Annotated in this window: 17 protein-coding genes; 8 read left to right on the forward strand and 9 right to left on the reverse strand. The window is 61.9% G+C overall.

Translation table 11 applies throughout. The annotated features are described in order from the left end of the window. Positions 1 to 98: 98 nt before the first annotated feature. Positions 99 to 653, forward strand: a complete 555-nt coding sequence (locus HZ993_RS22885; protein ID WP_209394995.1) for a DUF3299 domain-containing protein — start codon at positions 99 to 101, stop codon at positions 651 to 653. 6 nt (positions 654 to 659) lie between these two features. Here the strand turns inward: HZ993_RS22885 and pdxH are convergent, their stop codons facing one another. Both pdxH and HZ993_RS22895 read right to left on the reverse strand, forming a co-directional pair. Then, positions 660 to 1,298, reverse strand: a complete 639-nt coding sequence (pdxH, locus tag HZ993_RS22890) for a pyridoxamine 5'-phosphate oxidase (RefSeq protein WP_209394996.1) — start codon at positions 1,296 to 1,298, stop codon at positions 660 to 662. 45 nt (positions 1,299 to 1,343) lie between these two features. Beyond that, on the reverse strand, positions 1,344 to 1,913 hold the full coding sequence (locus HZ993_RS22895; protein WP_209394997.1) for a polymer-forming cytoskeletal protein: 570 nt from the start codon (positions 1,911 to 1,913) through the stop codon (positions 1,344 to 1,346). A 218-nt stretch (positions 1,914 to 2,131) separates the two neighbouring features. Here HZ993_RS22895 and HZ993_RS22900 point away from each other — a divergent pair, with 218 nt between their 5' ends. Further along, complete coding sequence (locus HZ993_RS22900; RefSeq protein ID WP_245213735.1) at positions 2,132 to 3,763, forward strand: DUF418 domain-containing protein; 1,632 nt, start codon at positions 2,132 to 2,134, stop codon at positions 3,761 to 3,763. Between the two features lie 2 nt (positions 3,764 to 3,765). Here the strand turns inward: HZ993_RS22900 and HZ993_RS22905 are convergent, their stop codons facing one another. Beyond that, on the reverse strand, positions 3,766 to 6,171 hold the full coding sequence (locus tag HZ993_RS22905) for a penicillin acylase family protein (RefSeq protein WP_209394998.1): 2,406 nt from the start codon (positions 6,169 to 6,171) through the stop codon (positions 3,766 to 3,768). A 140-nt stretch (positions 6,172 to 6,311) separates the two neighbouring features. Between HZ993_RS22905 and edd the strand changes: the two genes are divergently transcribed. Together edd and eda are read left to right on the forward strand one after the other, a co-directional pair. Then, a complete protein-coding gene (gene edd, locus HZ993_RS22910) occupies positions 6,312 to 8,192 on the forward strand; it encodes a phosphogluconate dehydratase (protein WP_209394999.1) in 1,881 nt (626 codons plus the stop codon). 48 nt (positions 8,193 to 8,240) lie between these two features. Then, entirely contained in the window at positions 8,241 to 8,885 is a 645-nt protein-coding gene (gene eda / locus HZ993_RS22915; protein WP_209395000.1) for a bifunctional 4-hydroxy-2-oxoglutarate aldolase/2-dehydro-3-deoxy-phosphogluconate aldolase, read from the forward strand. A 73-nt stretch (positions 8,886 to 8,958) separates the two neighbouring features. On the opposite strand, the gene HZ993_RS25135 is transcribed toward eda, so the two are convergent. From HZ993_RS25135 to HZ993_RS22935, 4 genes are read right to left on the reverse strand one after another with little or no spacing between them, the layout of a single operon-like run. Beyond that, on the reverse strand, positions 8,959 to 9,324 hold the full coding sequence (locus HZ993_RS25135; RefSeq protein WP_209393993.1) for an IS30 family transposase: 366 nt from the start codon (positions 9,322 to 9,324) through the stop codon (positions 8,959 to 8,961). Then, positions 9,321 to 9,947: an IS30 family transposase gene (locus tag HZ993_RS22925; RefSeq protein WP_209393992.1), complete on the reverse strand. Its 627-nt coding sequence runs from the start codon at positions 9,945 to 9,947 to the stop codon at positions 9,321 to 9,323. The genes HZ993_RS25135 and HZ993_RS22925 overlap by 4 nt, the downstream gene beginning before the upstream one ends. A 43-nt stretch (positions 9,948 to 9,990) precedes the next feature. Then, positions 9,991 to 10,437: a lactoylglutathione lyase gene (gloA, locus tag HZ993_RS22930; RefSeq protein WP_209395001.1), complete on the reverse strand. Its 447-nt coding sequence runs from the start codon at positions 10,435 to 10,437 to the stop codon at positions 9,991 to 9,993. 53 nt (positions 10,438 to 10,490) lie between these two features. Next, entirely contained in the window at positions 10,491 to 11,033 is a 543-nt protein-coding gene (locus tag HZ993_RS22935) for a PaaI family thioesterase (RefSeq protein WP_209395002.1), read from the reverse strand. A gap of 75 nt (positions 11,034 to 11,108) precedes the next feature. On the opposite strand from HZ993_RS22935, the gene HZ993_RS22940 reads away from it, so the two are divergent. The 4 genes from HZ993_RS22940 (at position 11,109) to HZ993_RS22955 (ending at position 14,935) form a co-directional block, all read left to right on the forward strand. After that, the gene (locus tag HZ993_RS22940; RefSeq protein WP_209395003.1) at positions 11,109 to 11,600 is read left to right on the forward strand and encodes a MarR family winged helix-turn-helix transcriptional regulator; all 492 of its coding nucleotides are present in this window, start codon (positions 11,109 to 11,111) and stop codon (positions 11,598 to 11,600) included. Next, the gene (locus tag HZ993_RS22945; RefSeq protein WP_209395004.1) at positions 11,593 to 12,825 is read left to right on the forward strand and encodes an MFS transporter; all 1,233 of its coding nucleotides are present in this window, start codon (positions 11,593 to 11,595) and stop codon (positions 12,823 to 12,825) included. Before HZ993_RS22940 ends, HZ993_RS22945 begins: the two co-directional genes overlap by 8 nt. Then, a complete protein-coding gene (locus HZ993_RS22950; protein WP_209395005.1) occupies positions 12,822 to 14,228 on the forward strand; it encodes an MATE family efflux transporter in 1,407 nt (468 codons plus the stop codon). Before HZ993_RS22945 ends, HZ993_RS22950 begins: the two co-directional genes overlap by 4 nt. Before the next feature lie 323 nt (positions 14,229 to 14,551). Then, positions 14,552 to 14,935: a hypothetical protein gene (locus HZ993_RS22955; RefSeq protein WP_209395006.1), complete on the forward strand. Its 384-nt coding sequence runs from the start codon at positions 14,552 to 14,554 to the stop codon at positions 14,933 to 14,935. On the opposite strand, the gene HZ993_RS22960 is transcribed toward HZ993_RS22955, so the two are convergent. Then, a complete protein-coding gene (locus HZ993_RS22960; protein ID WP_245213738.1) occupies positions 14,932 to 15,480 on the reverse strand; it encodes an epimerase in 549 nt (182 codons plus the stop codon). The two genes, HZ993_RS22955 and HZ993_RS22960, sit on opposite strands and share 4 nt — an antisense overlap. Before the next feature lie 22 nt (positions 15,481 to 15,502). Next, a complete protein-coding gene (locus HZ993_RS22965; protein ID WP_209395008.1) occupies positions 15,503 to 17,287 on the reverse strand; it encodes a DEAD/DEAH box helicase in 1,785 nt (594 codons plus the stop codon). Positions 17,288 to 17,297: the final 10 nt, after the last annotated feature.

Consider the following 17,297-nt stretch of genomic DNA (forward strand, 5'->3'; position numbering starts at 1 on the left):
GTGGGCCTGTGGCCCGCTTGGTGCGCCTAGCGTGTCAGGATGCTGGAACGTCTGCAGACCCGCTAGGTCCCACAGGCATGCATTTTCAAGAATCATTTATGAAAAATTGGCCTCTAGCCCCCGTCGGTGTTCACTCTATTGCTATAGTTTGCATAGCGGTCTCCAGCCTGTGTGTCGGCCTCTTACCCGTAGGCGCACTGGCGCAACAAAGTGCGCCCGCTTCTGCACCCATCCCTGCGGGAACCGGCGCTGGTGTCCACAGCCCCAACAGCCCGTTTGCGCCGCTGCAGGAGCGCGCCGACGTATTGCCCTGGTCCGTGCTGACGGACGTGAAGACCCGCGTTGAAAAGAACCGCATGCTGCCCGTGTTCCCGGCACAGGTGCTGGCGTTGCACCAGAAGAGCCAGCGTATACAGGGCTTCATGATGCCGCTGGAGCCCGGCGAGAAGCAAAAGCACTTCTTGCTCAGCTCCGTGCCACTGACCTGTTCCTTCTGCGTGCCAGGCGGGCCCGAGAGCATGGTCGAGGTCAAGACCAAGACGCCGATCAAGTACTCCCTGGAACCGGTGGTGGTGGAAGGGCAGTTTGCGGTGTTGAAAGACGACCCGTATGGGCTGTATTACCGTATCAACGATGCGGTGGTGGTGAAGTAACGGAGGCTAGGGCGCCAGACGATCGCGCTGCCACCTGCCGTCCGCAGCCAAGGTATACCGCAGCCGGTCATGCAGTCGGCTCTTGCGCCCCTGCCAAAATTGCCAGTTGTCCGGCTTCAAGCGGTAGCCGCCCCAATGCGGCGGTCGCGGTGGTTGCAGCAAAAACTGTGCGGCGTATTTGGCCGCATTGGCCACCAGCACACCACGGCCCGATATCACTTCGCTCTGCGGTGACGCCCAGGCGCCGATGCGTGAATCCAGTGGCCGGGTTTTGAAGTACGCGTCGCTTTCTTCGGCGCTGACTTTTTCGACAATACCTTCGATACGCACCACCCGCTCCAGCTCCACCCAATGGAATTGCAAGGCGGCAAATGGATTGCCCGCCAGCTCCTTCCCCTTGCGGCTGTCGTAGTTGGTGAACCAGGTGATGCCCTCGGCGTCATACCCCTTGATCAGCACGATGCGTGTGGACGGGCGCAGGTTGCTGGCCACGGTGGCCAGCGTCATGGCATTGGGTTCGGGCACTTCGGACGCAATGGCTTCCTTGAGCCATTGGTCGAACTGCTGCAGGGGGTCTGCGTGGGAGGCCGACTCGTCGAGTTCGGCGCGTTCGTAGCTTTTGCGAAGGTCGGCAATAGAGGTCATGGGCGCAGTATAGAAGCGCGCCCCAGTCCTCTATGGGCCCAGTGCCTAGGCTACGGCCATCATCCCTGCTTTGGGGGCCCCCAGGATCTTGCTGTCTACGGTGGAGCCAAACTGGATGTCACCCATCAGCTGACCGCCTTCCTGGATCACGACCTTGCCGTAACGGATCTTGCCGGTTACGCGCCCGGTGGCGTAAATCACCAGCTTCTGGCGCACGGTCAGGTCGCCATTGAACTCGCCGTGGATCTCGGCAAAGTCGATGTCGGCCGAGCCTTTGAAAGCGCCGATCTCGGTGATGTGCATCACGCGGGAATCCATGGTGGCTTCTACGGTGCCTTCGACAACCAGGGTGTCGCAGTCGGTGATTTCCACACCCTTGAGTTTGATGTTGGGCCCCACGGTGAGTTTGCTGCCGCCTTCCTTGGTAGGGGCGCCCGATACCGGCGCTGCTGCTGCAATGGGGGCAACGGCAGCGGGCGCTGCCACGGGGGTTGTCTGGGTTGCCGAACCCATGCCGCCGGAGCCGGACAGGCCGCCTGTTCGGTTGCTGGCGGTTGTGCTGTTGTTGGCCGGAGTCTCGGGGCGTTTACCAAAGAAAGGAGGTTGCATAGACATCAGGTTTCCTTCAAAAAATTGAAGAATTGATACTAGTCCCGTCGCTCAGTGAAAACCCTTGGTGAATTGCAACATCCATGGTCTAAATGCCACCAAATGTTGCAGGTGTGTGCCAAACCACGTAACGCATCCCTCAAAGACGCGCTTCGTCGCAAAATAGTGTCGTTATCGCGCACCCAAGGTTAGAGTGCTGGCTTCTACAAGGAGGAGACACCACCATGCAAGCCGATACCGTGCCCACAGACACGATGCCGCCGCCCGCCGCAGCCAGAGCCCCCGCCATAGCCCAAACCCGCATTGAATCCTTGGACGTGGTCCGCGGGTTTGCACTGTTTGGCATCTTTCTGATGAACATCGAGTTTTTCAACCGGACCATGAGCGGCATTGGCGAAGGCATGCCCCAGGGGCTGACCGGTGTGGACTGGTGGGCCAGCTGGTTTGTGACTTACTTTGTGCAGGGCAAATTCTGGACCGTGTTTTCACTGTTGTTTGGTATGGGCTTTGCGGTCATGTTGACCCGGGCCGAGCGGGCCCAACGTGACTTTCTGGCGCCCTATCTGCGCCGCATTTTGGGCCTGGCCGTGTTTGGCGCCGCACACTATATTTTTCTGTGGCAGGGCGACATCCTGTTCAGCTATTCGGTGGGTGCCGTGGCCCTGATGATCGTGCTCTACGGCAAATGGAAACCGATATTGATCGCGCTGGCGGTGATGGTGGGGTTAGGATTAGCCGGTATGGAGCCGCTGTTTGGCATTGCAGGGGCCGTGGCCTTTGTGGCGCTGGTGTCGCTGTACCTGCGCAATGAGCAGACCTTCACGGTGCGCGGTCGCGCTATCCCCCGTTTTTCGATGATTCTTGGTGTTCTGGGTGTGGTGGCCGTAGTGGCTGCCGCCGTCCTGTGGGTACTGCCCGATGGCCCCAAGGAGCCGCGTATTCCCGTCACGCTGTTCGGTGTCATCCTGCTGGTAGTTGCCAAACTGTCGGCACGGTTCAAGGACCCCAAGGACCTGCGGGTATTGCGCTTGGGTGCCACCCTCTACACCGTGTCGTTTGTGATCATGACCACGCTGGGTGCGGCGCAGTACCTGATGCCCCGTCCACCGGAGGTTGCGGCCAATGCAACCCAGGCTGAGGTCGAGAAGGCCGAGAAGAAAAAAGCTGAAAAGGCCACACGCCTGGCAGAACGCCTGGAAGCCCGGCGCAAAGAGGTGCAGACCCTGTCCAGCGGCACCTATTGGGAGGCGGTGGAGATGCGGGCCCGCAGGTTCCCGGACAAGGTGGCAGGGGATGCAGGTTTTGCCACCGTGTTGCTGGCCATGTTTCTGATTGGAAGCTGGTTTGTGCGCTCGGGGGTGATGGAGAACACCAAGGCTCATCTGCCCCTGTTCCGCAAACTGGCGTTGTATGGCCTACCCCTGGGCATAGGCCTGGGCTTGCTGGGCAGCACCATTACCATGTCCCACACGCCGGGTGACAGCCAAAGTGGCTTCCAGTTTGCCCGTGGCCTTGCCATGTTAGGCAATCTGCCGGCCAGCCTGGGGTATGTGGGCCTGGTGGTGCTGATGCTGCACAGCCGCTCGGTGTTTTCACACATCCGGGTGCTGGCGCCGGTGGGGCGTATGGCCTTGAGCAATTACCTGCTGCAGTCGCTGATCTGCAGCTGGTATTTTTATGGTTACGGCCTGGGTAACTGGGGCATGGGACGCGCCACGCAGTTGGGCTTTGTGCTGGTCGTGTTTGTATTGCAAATTGGCCTGAGCCACTGGTGGCTATCGCGTTACCGCTTTGGGCCCCTGGAGTGGGTATGGCGTGCCTTCACCTACCGCAGCACACCGGCCATGCTGAAATAGGTTTACTTGGGTTGCAGCACGATGCGTTTCACCGTTGCTGCCTCCACCTTTTTACGGGTGTACAGCAGCGAGAAGTACTCCCCCTTGCGCCACATCTCGGTCATGTCGCGGTAGTGCGGGCTGTCGGGGTCGCCGGACTGGCCGGGTAGGTTGATGGCGCGGGAGTTGTCCCAGTTGCCCACATCCACCACGATGCGAAAGGACGGCCCACCGGTCTGGCGAAAATTGCGCGGGTCGTAACCGGCCTGGTTGGGCGTGCTGCCACTGCCTGGCGTGGGCACTGGCCCCACGTTCAATTTGGCTGCCGTGGCGTTGTCCACAGCGCCTGCAAAGGGATGGGTTATCAATGCATTGTGCAGCTTGCCCCACTGCCATTGGCGCGGGTCGCTACCCAACATTTTTTCGGTGTTGGCCCAGGCCATATTGAGGCTGGTCAACAGCACCCAGTCCCGTTTGGCGGTAGCGTCGCTGCCAAATGCCGTATCCGGTTTTTCCATTGCGTTCAGCAAGCGTGTGGTATCGGGGAAGGCAATGATGGCCGCCCCTGTCTTGCTGAGCACCGTCTCCTTGAACACATAACCCAGGTAGCGGGACCACCAGACCTCAAACAGCGCCGCCGCGCCGGAGCCTGCAGTTACGGTGCCATCCCAGGTGCGCAGCAGGTTCAACGCGGCCTGGGCTTTGGCGTCGGTGGATTGCAGCTTGCCCAGCAGAGCAAGGAGTCGCCGGGCGGGTGTGGACACCACATCGTTCTGCAAGCGCAGGGAGTCATCGATGGACACTTTTCCAGGCTTGGCCAGCACCTCCGCCAGGCGTTGGTAACGGTCGGAGCTGGCCCATTCAAACCCCAATTTGCGTTCGCGGTAGGGGTAGTTGGGTGGCAGGTTCATCTCATTGGCGCTGGCAAACCAGCCCTGCGGTGGGTTGTAGCTGGATGGCAGCTGGTGGCCAGCCAGGAAACCCGCCCATTCATGGCGCCCGTCACCGGGCACGGGCATCAGGCCGTCCCAGTTGGGGCGTATGGGTGCACGCCCGCCCACCACCCAGCCGATGTTGCCCTGGGTGTCCGCATAGACCTGGTTTTCACTGGGCGCTCCCCAGTCCGCCATGGCGCGCTGAAACTCCTGGAAGTTGCTGGCATACATGTAGTGGATGCTGCCAAAGTAGGGCGCCATGCCGGGCTCAAACCACGCCGACCGCACGGCAAAGGCGCGGTTCTTGCCGGGCTCGGTGTGGATCACCGGGCCGTGGCGGGTGAACCGCAGCTCGGCTTCTACCGGCTTGCCACCCTTGACGGCAATCGTCTCGCGCAGCACGGTGAAGGCCTCCCATTGCCCCTGGTACTGGTATTGGCCGGGGTTTGCCGGGTTGAGGGCGTACACATAGAGATCTTCCTGGTCTATGCTGAAAATGGTCAGGCCAAACGCGATGTGGCCGTTGTGGCCGATGGAGATACCGGGCAGCGCTGGCTCACCCGCACCAATGACGTCGAGCTGGGGTGCGTTCAAGTGGGTGATGTAACGCAGCGAAGGCGCGCTGTAGGCCCGGTGCGGGTCGCTGGCCAATATGGGGCGCCCAGTGGTGGACTTGGCGGGTGCAACCACCCAGGCGTTGCTGCCCTCGGCGGGTGTTTCGTGTGGCGCATCGTATGGCGCGGTAGCCAGATCGGTTTTGTTCAGTGCTACGCCTTGGGTTGCCAGCTGGAAGACCTTGAGCAAGTCCCTGGGCAGGCAAGGGTCCAGGCCTTGGGGCACCGTGGTTTCCCAAGGAGGGCTCAGCATGACCCGCAGGGTGTCGGTCTTCAGGTCCGCGTGGCAGACCAGGTACGAGCGGGCCACTTCGGAAGTCAGGTTGCGGGTCAGCGCATGGCTACGGATGCGCACCACGTCCTGTGCCTGCCACTTCTCGGGGGTGTAGGCGAAACGCCTGAACTCCAGTGGCAGGTTTTGCGGCGCGGCGGTCACCTCGTCAATGTAGGCGTTGATGCCCGCCACAAAACGTTCGGTTATGCCCTGCGCGCGCGGGCCATAGGCCTGCCATTCCTTTTGCATGTCCCCGCGGTACAGGAAGAGCCGGCTGGCGCGGTCCTGGTCTACAAAGGTGGGGCCAAACACTTCGGCCAGCCTTCCTAAGCCACGGCGGCGCCACAGATCGATCTGGAACAGCCGGTCGCGTGCGGCGTTGTAACCCTGCACAAAAAACACGTCGTCCTGGCTGGCCGCATAAATGTGGGCTACGCCCCAGCGGTCCACCAGAATTTCTGCGGCCTGTTGCAGGCCTGCCACTTTGACCGTGCGGGCGGCTGCCCGTGGCGCTTCGGCGTTGACCAGGTTGGGCGTGAGCAACAGACAGGCCAGAACACTGGCACCACGGATCAAAGTTGAGGGGGTTGGGGTGGGCAAGGGCATGTTGTGGGGCGTGGTTGGGCAGCGCTATGTTAGTGAGCATTGCAACACTGGCCGCATCTTGTACCGCGCTGGTAACTAAAAACCTGCCAAATTATCGTAACCAAGTTACCATTGGCGGAGCAATCCAGTTACACCATCGCATGCAAAAAACCACCGCCCTCCACCCTGTTGTACTCGCCGTAACCGAACGTGTCCGCACCCGCAGTGCCGCCACGCGCAGCAGTTATCTGGCACAGGTGGACGCCGCAGCCCAGCGCAAGCCTGGAGCCGAGCGTATGGGCTGTGCCAACGTGGCCCATGCCTTTGCGGCCATGCCCGATGGTGACAAGGCCCGTGTAACCGGTATCGACAAGTTCCGGGTGGTGGCAGAAAAGGGCCCGAATATCGGCATCGTCACCGCCTACAACGACATGTTGTCGGCCCACGCACCCCTGCAGCACTACCCCGACCTCATCAAGCTGGAAGCCCGCCGCCTGGGTGCCACGGCACAGGTGGCCGGTGGTGTGCCCGCCATGTGTGACGGGGTAACCCAGGGCACGCCGGGTATGGAGCTGAGTTTGTTCAGCCGCGACACCATTGCCATGGCCACCGCCATTTCGCTGAGCCACGATGTGTTTGACTGCGCGCTGATGCTGGGCGTGTGCGACAAAATCGTGCCCGGCCTGCTGATCGGCGCGCTGCATTTTGGCCACTTGCCCACCGTGTTTGTGCCCGCCGGGCCCATGACATCGGGCCTGTCCAACAACGACAAGGCCAAGGTGCGCGAGAAGGCGGCCCAGGGGCTCGTGGGGCGGTCTGAGCTGCTGGAGGCTGAGTCTGCTGCTTACCACGGCTTGGGCACCTGCACCTTTTACGGAACGGCCAACAGCAACCAGATGCTGCTAGAAGCCATGGGTCTGCACGTGCCCGGTACGGCCTTTATCAACCCTGGCGCGGATGTGCGGCAGGAGTTGACCCGCGAGGCCGTGCGCACCGTGTTGGGCAAACAAACCGGCGGTGCTGCTGCACCCCAAGCAGGGTGGAAATGCCCGCCCATTGGTGTACAGGTGGACGAACGCTGCATCGTCAATGCCATGGTCGCCCTGCTGGCCACCGGCGGCTCTACCAACCACCTGATCCACTGGGTGGCGGTGGCCCGCGCGGCCGGCATTGTGATCGACTGGAATGATTTTTCGGATTTGTCAGATGTGGTGCCTCTGCTGACCCGCGTCTACCCCAATGGCAGCGCCGATGTAAACCAGTTCCAGGCCGCAGGCGGCCCCGGTTATGTGATCCGTGAGCTGCTGGATGCCGGTTATCTACACGCCGATGTGTTGACCGTGCGTTCGGGCGGCCTGCGTGAATACACCGCCATTCCTTCGGCTCACGCCGACGGTGCCTTGCAATGGGCAGATGCCGGTGCCAGCCAGGACGAGACGGTGGTGCGCCCGGCCAGCGATCCCTTCAGCGCCAGCGGTGGCCTCAAGCTCTTGCTGGGCAATCTGGGGCGCAGCGTGATCAAGGTGTCAGCCGTGCCGCACGACCGCCACGTCATCGAAGCACCCTGCCGCGTGTTTGATTCACAAGAAGCCTTGCACCATGCCTTCCATGCCGACGAGTTGAACCAGGACCTGATTTGTGTGGTGCGCTGGCAGGGGCCACAGGCCAACGGCATGCCCGAGTTGCACAAGCTCACACCGCCGCTGGCCGTACTGCAGGGCAAGGGCTTCAAGGTGGCCCTGGTGACCGATGGCCGCATGAGTGGCGCTTCGGGCAAGGTGCCGTCTGCCATCCACGTATCACCCGAAGCCGCTTCCGGTGGGCCACTGGCCAAGGTGCGTGATGGTGACCGTATTCGCCTCGATGCTAGCGCTGGCACCCTGCAGGTGCTGGTGGACGCTGCCGAGTGGGATGCGCGCCCGCTGGCTACCATGCCCGAAACTCTGCGTGCTGCCAATGGCGTGGGCATGGGCCGTGAGCTATTTGCCGGTATGCGGCGCAACGCATTGACGGCGGAAGAGGGCGCCTGCAGCTGGTTGTAGCGCCGTGCCAGCCCTCATCTTCTCTCCATAAAAACTTCAAAAAATCCCATGCCATCTGCTCTTTCTTTTACCGCCCTGCAAGTGATGCAGGACGCTCCCGTTATTCCCGTCATCGTGTTGAACGATGTGGCCCATGCCGTGCCCATGGCGCGTGCGCTGGTGGCCGGTGGTATCCGTATGCTGGAGGTCACGCTGCGCACACCCCAGGCCCTGGCCTGTATCGAAGCCATCGCGCGCGACGTGCCCGAAGCCGTGGTGGGTGCGGGCACAGTGCGCTCCAAGGCCGATGCCCAGGCTGCGGCCCGCGCGGGTGCGCGTTTTGCGGTCAGCCCAGGCTACACCAGCACCGTCGGCCAGGCCTGCCGTGATGCGGGGCTGGCACTGTTGCCCGGCGTGGCCACCGGCAGCGAAATCATGGTTGCGCAAGAAGACGGGTTTACCGAGCTTAAATTTTTCCCCGCCATGCAAGCTGGCGGCCCGGCCATGCTCAAGGCCTGGAGTGGCCCGTTTTTTGATGTGAAGTTTTGCCCCACCGGTGGCGTGAGTTTGCAGAACGCACGCGAGTTCCTGGCACTGCCCAATGTGGTGTGTGTGGGCGGCTCCTGGCTGGTTCCGGCCGACGCGGTGGCCCAGGGCAACTGGGATGCAGTGACACAACTGGCCCGCGACACGCAGGCCTTGCGTACACGGTAATACGACTTGCTATACTATATATAGCAGTACAGTGTTATTTTACGGGGGCTAGAGGCTTCATTTGCTGGCGGATTCAAGTACAAAGCGCAACGGAATGCAGTGTAAGAGGTCTGACGGGTAGGTTGTAGAAGACCTCATGCGGTGTGCGATAGCCCAGGCACTTACGAGGCCGATGATTGAGTAAGTACACAGCTTCATCGACCTGAGCCTGTGTCACCTTGAGCAAACTGCACCCCTTTGGAAAGAACTGTCGCAGCAGCCCGTTGGTGTTCTCATTGAGCCCACGCTGCCATGAGCAGTAGGGCTTGGCAAAGTACACCTTCGCCCTCAAACAACTTGCAATGAATTCGTGCTCAGCGAACTCCTTGCCGTTGTCAAAGGTCAGTGTCTTGCAGGCATGTCTGTGGGGGCGCAGCAAATCGACAATGGCCTGCGTCACCCCGCACTGTGCTTGGAGCGTAGTGGATGCGCCAAGGTATAGCGGGACTTGCGTTCCACCAGTGTCACCAACACGCCTTTGCGCCCCCCGCCGATCACCGTATCGCCCTCCCAGTCGCCTATGCGCTTCTTGCTATCCACCACTGCGGGGCGATGTTCAATTCCGACCCGGTTCTTGAGTACCCCACGGCGCTCTCGACCACTGGCATAGCGCTTTCTACGAAGTTTTTGACAGCGCAAGTACCCGACTAAATCACCGCCCTGGGCTTTGTTGGCATAGGCGTATTGGTAGATGGCTTCGGTGCTAATCGACAAACGATCCTCTAAAGCCAGGCGGTCACTGACTTGCTGGGGAGACAAGCTCAGGCGCAGATACAACTCCACGAGTTGCCACTGCTCTGGATCGAACTGGCGGGCATTGCGACGCTGTGTCTGTCTCTGAGTCGCTTTGTCTTGGGCCAGTGCAGGTTGGTAGCCCCGGGCACTGGCATTGCGCCTGAGCTCGCGGCTGATCGTCGAGCTGCTACGTCCAAGCTCTGCTGCAATTTGCGACAGATGAATGCCTTGGCGCGTGAGGTTGTGAATTTGGTATCGTTCTTCTTGGGTCAAGTGTGTATAGGTCATGGTGCAACGTTTGGGACTGGCCGGTCACAAAAGTGCATCCTATTCACTCTTGGCCTAACCCGTTTCTAAAACGTTGCACTTCGTACTTGAATCCGCCGCTTAATGACCCTGGGCGTTGGATGAGTTCAATCTTGTAGCCATCCGGGTCGGTCACAAACGCAATGATGGAACTGCCGCCCTTGACCGGACCGGCTTCGCGGGTCACATTGCCACCCGCCGCCTTGATGGCTTCGCAGGCGGCATACACGTCGGGTACACCCAGCGCAATGTGGCCAAAGGCTGTGCCCATGTCATAGGATTCCACCCCCCAGTTGTAGGTGAGTTCGATCTCGGCATGTTCGGGATTGCTACCGTAACCCACGAAGGCCAGCGAGTATTTGTACTCGGGGTTCTCGGAGGTGCGGTTGAGCTTCATGCCCAGGATCTGGGTGTAGAAATTGATGGAGCGTTGCAGGTTGCCAACGCGCAGCATGGTGTGGAGGAGTTGCATGCGGGTGATTGTGCCGCAACGCCCCATTTGCCGCCGGACCGTGGGGGCTGAATTCAGGGAGTTTTGAGGTCAAACACCAGGCAGGTTGTTGTGGCGTGTGCGTACAACGTGCCGTCGGGCCCAAACAGGCGGGCTTCGGCCGTGGCGAGCTGGCGGCCGCAGTGGATGACCTTGCCCTCGGCGCGTATGCGTTGCACCTTGGGGCCAATCGCCTTGACCAGGTTCACACCCAGCTCGGCCGTTGTGTAGCCGCGCCCGGGTGGCATCAGGGTGTGGATGGCGCAACCCAAGGCCGAATCCAGCAGCGTGGCGTACCAGCCACCGTGGATGGTGCCCATGGGATTCAGGTGGGCCGGGCCGGGTGTGCCCTGGAACACGGCGCGCCCGGCCTCGACTTCCAGGATCGTGAAGTCCAGGGTTTTGGCGATGGCGGCATATGGAATGTCACCGCGCAACATGGCCTGCATCACCTCCAGGCCGTTTTTGCCGGCAATCTGCGCGGGGGTGGCCACGCCGGGCCCGGGGCCGGCATTCAGAAGGGTGAGTACGGCTTGTTCTTGTGCCAGCCAGGTTTCCAGTTCGTTGCTTGTGCTCATGGGGTTCTTTCGCTGAGGTTGCGGGTTTTATGCAAAAACAATTGCATATGCAACAATTGTAGCTACAATCATTTGATGGAACAAGCCACTACCCCACTATCACCCACGGCCGAACCCGCGCTGGCCAAGCCCCAGGGCTGCACCAACCTGAAGCTGCGCCAACTGATGCGCCGTGTGGCCCAGCATTACGACGCCGAGGTGGGCAAGACCGGACTGAAGGGCACGCAGTATTCGTTGTTGTCGTATGTGGTCAAGCTGGGGCCTATCCGCGCGGTGGACCTTGCAGGCGCCATGCGGGTCACCACCTCCACGTTGTCGCGCAACCTGCAGCCGCTGGTGGCCATGGGGCTGCTGGCCATACTGCCCGGCGCCGATGCACGCAGCCGCTTGATCACGGCCACCGAAGAAGGCCAGAAAAAACGTACCGAGGCGCAGCGCAAGTGGCGCGTCGCGCAGGAGGGCATCAACCAGTTGCTGGGGCCACAGCGCGTGGTGGCGCTACACGCGTTGATTGACGAATCCCTTGAGCTGTTGTCCCCCATGGACGGAGAAGACGACGATGTCTGATGTAAAAAGTCCAGTCAACCGTCAGCTCGCGGTTTGGATCGTGTTGCTGGCTGCGGCCGCAACCTTTGCACTCACCATGGGCACCCGCCAGACCATGGGGCTTTTTTTGAGCGCCCTGAATACCTCCACCGGCCTTGGCGTGGGCAGTATCAGTCTGGCCTTTGCCTTTGGACAGTTGTGGTGGGGGTTGACACAACCGTTCGCCGGAGCCTTTGCCGACCGCGTGGGGGCCGGGCGCGTGTTGTTCCTGGGCGTGGTCTTGGTGGCGCTGGGCACCTTTATCACACCCTTCATGACCACGACCGCAGGGCTGATCTTTGCGATAGGTGTGCTGGCCGCCGGTGGCGCTGGCATGGCGGGGCCGGCCGTGTTGATGGCGGCTACGGCACGCCTGATCCCGGCGGACAAGCGGGGCATGGCCACGGGCATCGTGAATGCCGGTGGCTCCTTTGGCCAGTTTCTGATGGCGCCCATTGCCGGTGCGCTGATGGTGAGCGTAGGCTGGGCCTCGGCCATGCAGGTGTTGGCCTGTATCGTCCTGCTGGCCCTGCCAGCGGCGTTTTTTCTGAAGGGCAACCCGGTGCAGGTCGGCGCTGCCAGCAGTGCACCACCCCTGGCCACGGGCGCTGCGATTCGCCAGGCCCTGCAGACACCCAGTTTTTTGATGCTGGCGGGCGGCTTTTTTGTCTGTGGTTTCCATGTGGCCTTTTTGGCCACGCATCTCCCGGGTGTGGTCGCATCCTGCGGCCTGCCCACGCAATGGGGCGCCTGGTCGTTGGCCATGCTGGGCCTGTTCAATATTGTGGGCAGTATCGCCATGGGCTGGGCGGTGGGGCGCTGGCGCATGAAGTCTCTGTTGTCGCTGGTGTATGCCACCCGCGCGGTCGCGGTAGTGGTGTTCCTGCTGGCACCCAAGACCGGGCCGGTGGTGCTGGTGTTTGCCGCGGTGATGGGCCTGACCTTTTTGTCCACCGTGCCACCCACGGCCGGGCTGGTGGCCAAGTTTTTTGGTGTGGGCAATATGGCCACGCTGTTTGGTGTGGTCATGCTGACGCACCAGGTCGGTGGCTTTCTGGGTGCTTACCTGGGCGGCAAGGTGTTTGATGCCACGGGGAGCTACAACTGGATCTGGTACGTGGATATTGCTTTGGCCGTGGGTGCCGCGTTGATCCATTTGCCGATTAAGGAGGCCAAGTTGCCTTCCCGTGCGGTGGTGGCAGCATGAGCGCCAGCAGTCCCGACACCATGGACCCGCGCACCCGTTTGCTGCTGGAGGGGCCCATAGCGCCAACTTTGTTGAAGCTGGGTGCGCCCATGGTGTTGGTTATGGTGGCGCAGGCGGCGGTGGGGCTGATCGAAACCTGGTTTGTTGGCAAGCTCGGCACCGACGCGTTGGCCGGCATGGCGTTGGTGTTCCCGGCTGTGATGTTGATGCAAATGATGTCTGCCGGTGCCATGGGTGGTGGCATTGCATCGGCGATTGCCCGGGCGCTGGGTGCACGCCGCAACAACGATGCGAACGCGCTGGTGTTCCACGCACTGGTGATTGGCCTGCTCTTTGCCGCTGCATTCACGCTGGCCCTGCTGCTGGGCGGGCGTTGGCTTTACACCCGCATGGGCGGTAGCGGCGCAGCGCTGGAGGCGGCGATGCAGTATTCCAACTGGGTGTTCGCCGGGGCGGTGCTGGTGTGGATGTTCAATTCACTGTCGGCCATCATCCGGGGTACGGGCAACATGGCCGTGCCTGCGGTGGTGACGGTAGGCGGCTTGGTGTTTTTGATTCCCTTGTCGCCGCTGCTGATCTTTGGCTGGGGCCCCGTGCCGGCCATGGGCATTGCCGGTGGGGCGTTGGCGCTGCTGGTGTACTACGCGGTGGGAACGCTGGTGCTGGTGGCGTATATGCGCTCGGGTCGCAGCCTGTTGCGCATCGATTGGGTGCATTGCACGTTGCGCTGGCCCTTGTTCAGCGACATTTTACGGGTCGGGATCATAGGTGCGGTGTCCACCGTGGCCACCAATGTCTGCATCGCCATTGCAACCGCGCTGTCTGGCGCCTTCGGGCCTGCGGCGATTGCCGGTTATGGCACGGCGTCGCGTCTGGAGTATTTGCTGGTGCCCCTGGTGTTTGGTGTGGGCGCGCCGCTGGTGGCCATGGTCGGTACCTGCATGGGTGCCGGCATGTGCGAGCGGGCCATGCGTGCAACCTGGATCGGGGCGGGCATGGCTTTTGTGCTGTGTGAGGTGATTGGTATTGCCGCGGCGCTGTTCCCAGCGGCCTGGCTGTCGCTGTTTGACAACGACCCGGCGATGATCGCCGCGGGTTCGCGTTACCTGCAGATCGTGGGGCCGTTTTATGGTTTCTTTGGCCTGGGGCTGGTGTTGTACTTCGCGTCGCAGGGTGCGGGCAAGTTGCTGTGGCCGGTGATTGGCAATGCGGCGCGTTTGTTGGTCGCCGCGGTTGGTGGTGTATTGGCGCTGCAGTGGGGCGGTGATCTGGGCATTGTGTTTGCGGCGCAGGCGGCGGCCATGGTGGTGTATGGCGTGGTCAATGTGTATGCAATTGCGGGTGGTGCGTGGTTTGGTCGGCCTGGATGGCCGCGTATGCCGGGGGCCTGGGCGCGGGCATAGTCTTCGATTGCGATTTTGCTGGCGCTGGCGCTGGCGGTGGGTCAGGTCGGGCGGGATTGCGAGGGGCTCAGAGGCGCTGCGCTTGCCAAGTCGCCCCTCGCAATCCCGCCCGACCTGACTGTGTGCGTGAAGGCACTACAGGAAGCCGCAATACCAATACCCGTTGTCGGCGCGCATTCTTCGCCGACCGAGGCTTGGAGGGGCAATCGCTGCGGGCTGATGTGGCAAAGCGCAGCGCCTCTGAAGCCCGCGGCGATTGCCCCTCCAAGCCCCCCCGCCAACGCAAACACTACATGCTTGCCCAAGTAGTAAGCTAACAACCCATGACCACATTCACCAAAACCATTTTGTTCACCGATACCGACGGTCGCGCCAAGTTTCGCGAAGAAGCGGTGCCCCTGGACCAAGGCACACCACAGTCCATGTTGTCGGAAGTATTTGTTTCGGGCGGCTACCAGTTGCGCACCAGCCCGGTGGGTTTTCGCAGCCAGTTCCATTGCACGGGTGCGCCGCAATGGTGTTTTATTCTGGGTGGGCAGATGGAGATCGGCCTGCAGGGCGGTGTCTCACGCATCTTCAAGCCCGGGGAACACTTTTATTCAGCGGACGTGTTGCCCGAAGGCGCAACGTTTGATCCCGCAGTGCACGGCCATTGGAGCCGGCAGGTGGGGGATCACCCCTTGGTCACGTTGTTTGTGCGGGGTTAGCCGCCCTGCATTTCGCCCGACATCAGCGTTACCACGCCGGGCACACCGGCCTTGACATGGCGGATCAGTGCATGGGCGATGTCGCTGGCCTTGATGGCGCGGTAGTTGGCAGGTATCAGTGGCGCCAGTCCACGCGCCAGCTTCAAGCCCAGGCCTTCACCCGCTCGGCCTGGTTGGCCCAATGCCGCGCGGTCGCCGTCGATCAACGACGGGCGCGCAATCACCAGGCTTTTGAAACCCATGCGCGCGAGCGACAGTTCCATTTCACCTTTGATGCGGTTGTAAAAAACGCGGGAGTGGGTGTTGGCGCCCATGGCGCTGACTACTCCTAATTTTGTAGCGCCAGACCTTTTAACGGCGAGGGCTACAGCCTCAACAGCCTTGAGGTCCAAGGCTCTGAAGGCTTCCTGGCTACCGGCCACCTTGATGGTGGTGCCCAGCGCGATGAAACATTCATCGACCTTGGGCAGGGCAGGCAGGGCTGCGAAGTCGACCACGTGGGTGGTTAACTTTGCGTGTTTGAGTTCCAGTGCTCGACGGCCCACGCAGTGGACCGCCGCAACCGTTTTATCGGCTAAAAGGTCCGCGAGGATTTCCCGACCCACGAGGCCCGTTGCCCCCGCCACCAAAACCACCCGACCGTGATCCGCCGCCATTGCCGCCTCCGTTGCCTGAACCGCCGCGGTTGCCACCATAACCACCGCCGCCGCCACGGCGTCCGCCGCGTTCAGCCATCATATCGACACTGGTGCGCATGGGGTCGGGTTGACCACCTGGTGCAGCGCGGGGAGGGCGCTCGCCCATGCCGCTGCCAAATCCGCCTTCGTGGCTGCGCGGTTGTGCGTCACCCATGGGAGGACGTGGACCACGGCCTTGACCGCCACCGCCGCCGTGGCCTTGGGGACCACGTGCGCCTTGTGGGCGAGGGGCGTGTTCGCCACCGCGTCCACCGCCGCCACCATTTCCGCCATTACCACGGGGGCCTTGTGCCGCGCGTCCACCGCCACCGCCACCGCCACCGTTGCCACGTCCGCCGCCACCATTGCCGCCACGGTCACCCTGGCCAGCCTTGCTTTCGCGCACACGTTGCAGCATTTCGGTGCGGGCGGCCTTGGCGGCTGCCTGCATCACATCGCGGCTAGGTGGTTTGCCCGCGCCGCCCCAGATGGTCTGGCGACCCATGGCGATGGGTTCACCCTTTTCGCCTGGCTCTGGGCCAAAACCGTCGATGACCTGCACGGGAATCGTTTGTTTGGTGAAACGCTCGATGTCCTGCATGAAGCCTTCTTCGTCCAGGCACACCAGGTTGACAGCAGCGCCGTCGTTGCCGGCGCGGCCGGTACGGCCGATGCGGTGCACATAGTCTTCGCTGACGTTGGGGATCTCGTAGTTCACCACGTGTGGCAGGTCGTCGATGTCAATGCCGCGGGCGGCAATGTCGGTGGCCACCAGGGCGCGCACGTCACCACTCTTGAAGCCGGCCAGGGCCTGGGTACGGGCAGCCTGGCTCTTGTTGCCGTGCAGTGCCATGGCGGTGATGCCATTCTTCTCCAGGAACTCGGCCACATTGTTGGCGCCGAACTTGGTGCGGGTGAACACCAGCACCTGGCTCCACTTGTGTTCGTTGATGATGTGGGCCAGCAGGGCCTTCTTCTTGCCGCGACCGACCGGGTGGATCACCTGGGTGATGCGCTGCACGGTGGTGTTGCGGGGTGTGACCTGCACGCTTTGCGGGTCTTTGAGCAGGCCAGCGGCCAGTTCGCGGATTTCGTCGCTGAAGGTGGCCGAGAACAGCAGGCTCTGCTTTTCTTTGGGAACGGCGGCCAGAACCTTCTTGACGTCATGGATGAAGCCCATGTCCAGCATGCGGTCGGCTTCGTCCAGCACCAGCATCTGCACCTGGCCCAGGTCCAGCATGCCTTGCTGCATCAGATCCAGCAGACGGCCGGGCGTGGCGACCAGGATGTCGACGCCCTTTTTGAGCTTGGAGATTTGGGGGTTCATGCCCACGCCGCCAAAAATCACGGTGGAGCTCAGTTGCAGGTATTTACCGTAAGTGCGGATGGACTCTTCGACCTGGGCAGCCAGTTCGCGGGTGGGGGTCAGCACCAAAGCGCGGATGCCGGTGCCGCCAAATTTGTTTTGTGCGCTGCGGCTCATGGTGAGGCGGTGCAGCAGGGGCAGGGTGAAGGCAGCGGTCTTGCCGGTGCCGGTCTGGGCGCCGCCGAGCAGGTCGCGGCCCTCCAGGATCAGCGGGATGGCTTGGGCCTGAATGGCGGTGGGCGTTTCGTAGCCTTGCTCGCGCACGGCTTTAACGATGGCCGCAGCCAAGTTCAATTCTTCAAAGTTCATGAGTTGTGGC

The sequence above is a fragment of the Rhodoferax sp. AJA081-3 genome, assembly GCF_017798165.1.
GTDB lineage: Bacteria > Pseudomonadota > Gammaproteobacteria > Burkholderiales > Burkholderiaceae_C > Allorhodoferax.

Excerpts from the sequence above, each read along its gene's own strand:
- HZ993_RS22895 (WP_209394997.1), bottom strand. The coding sequence starts at position 1,913 with ATGTCTATGCAACCTCCTTTCTTTGGTAAACGCCCCGAGACTCCGGCC.
- HZ993_RS22925 (WP_209393992.1), bottom strand. The coding sequence starts at position 9,947 with ATGACCTATACACACTTGACCCAAGAAGAACGATACCAAATTCACAAC.
- HZ993_RS22965 (WP_209395008.1), bottom strand. The coding sequence starts at position 17,287 with ATGAACTTTGAAGAATTGAACTTGGCTGCGGCCATCGTTAAAGCCGTG.
- HZ993_RS22905 (WP_209394998.1), bottom strand. The coding sequence starts at position 6,171 with ATGCCCTTGCCCACCCCAACCCCCTCAACTTTGATCCGTGGTGCCAGT.
- HZ993_RS22935 (WP_209395002.1), bottom strand. The coding sequence starts at position 11,033 with ATGAGCACAAGCAACGAACTGGAAACCTGGCTGGCACAAGAACAAGCC.
- HZ993_RS22885 (WP_209394995.1), top strand. The coding sequence starts at position 99 with ATGAAAAATTGGCCTCTAGCCCCCGTCGGTGTTCACTCTATTGCTATA.
- edd (WP_209394999.1), top strand. The coding sequence starts at position 6,312 with ATGCAAAAAACCACCGCCCTCCACCCTGTTGTACTCGCCGTAACCGAA.
- HZ993_RS22900 (WP_245213735.1), top strand. The coding sequence starts at position 2,132 with ATGCAAGCCGATACCGTGCCCACAGACACGATGCCGCCGCCCGCCGCA.
- pdxH (WP_209394996.1), bottom strand. The coding sequence starts at position 1,298 with ATGACCTCTATTGCCGACCTTCGCAAAAGCTACGAACGCGCCGAACTC.
- HZ993_RS22950 (WP_209395005.1), top strand. The coding sequence starts at position 12,822 with ATGAGCGCCAGCAGTCCCGACACCATGGACCCGCGCACCCGTTTGCTG.
- HZ993_RS22955 (WP_209395006.1), top strand. The coding sequence starts at position 14,552 with ATGACCACATTCACCAAAACCATTTTGTTCACCGATACCGACGGTCGC.
- eda (WP_209395000.1), top strand. The coding sequence starts at position 8,241 with ATGCCATCTGCTCTTTCTTTTACCGCCCTGCAAGTGATGCAGGACGCT.
- HZ993_RS22945 (WP_209395004.1), top strand. The coding sequence starts at position 11,593 with ATGTCTGATGTAAAAAGTCCAGTCAACCGTCAGCTCGCGGTTTGGATC.
- HZ993_RS22940 (WP_209395003.1), top strand. The coding sequence starts at position 11,109 with ATGGAACAAGCCACTACCCCACTATCACCCACGGCCGAACCCGCGCTG.
- gloA (WP_209395001.1), bottom strand. The coding sequence starts at position 10,437 with ATGCAACTCCTCCACACCATGCTGCGCGTTGGCAACCTGCAACGCTCC.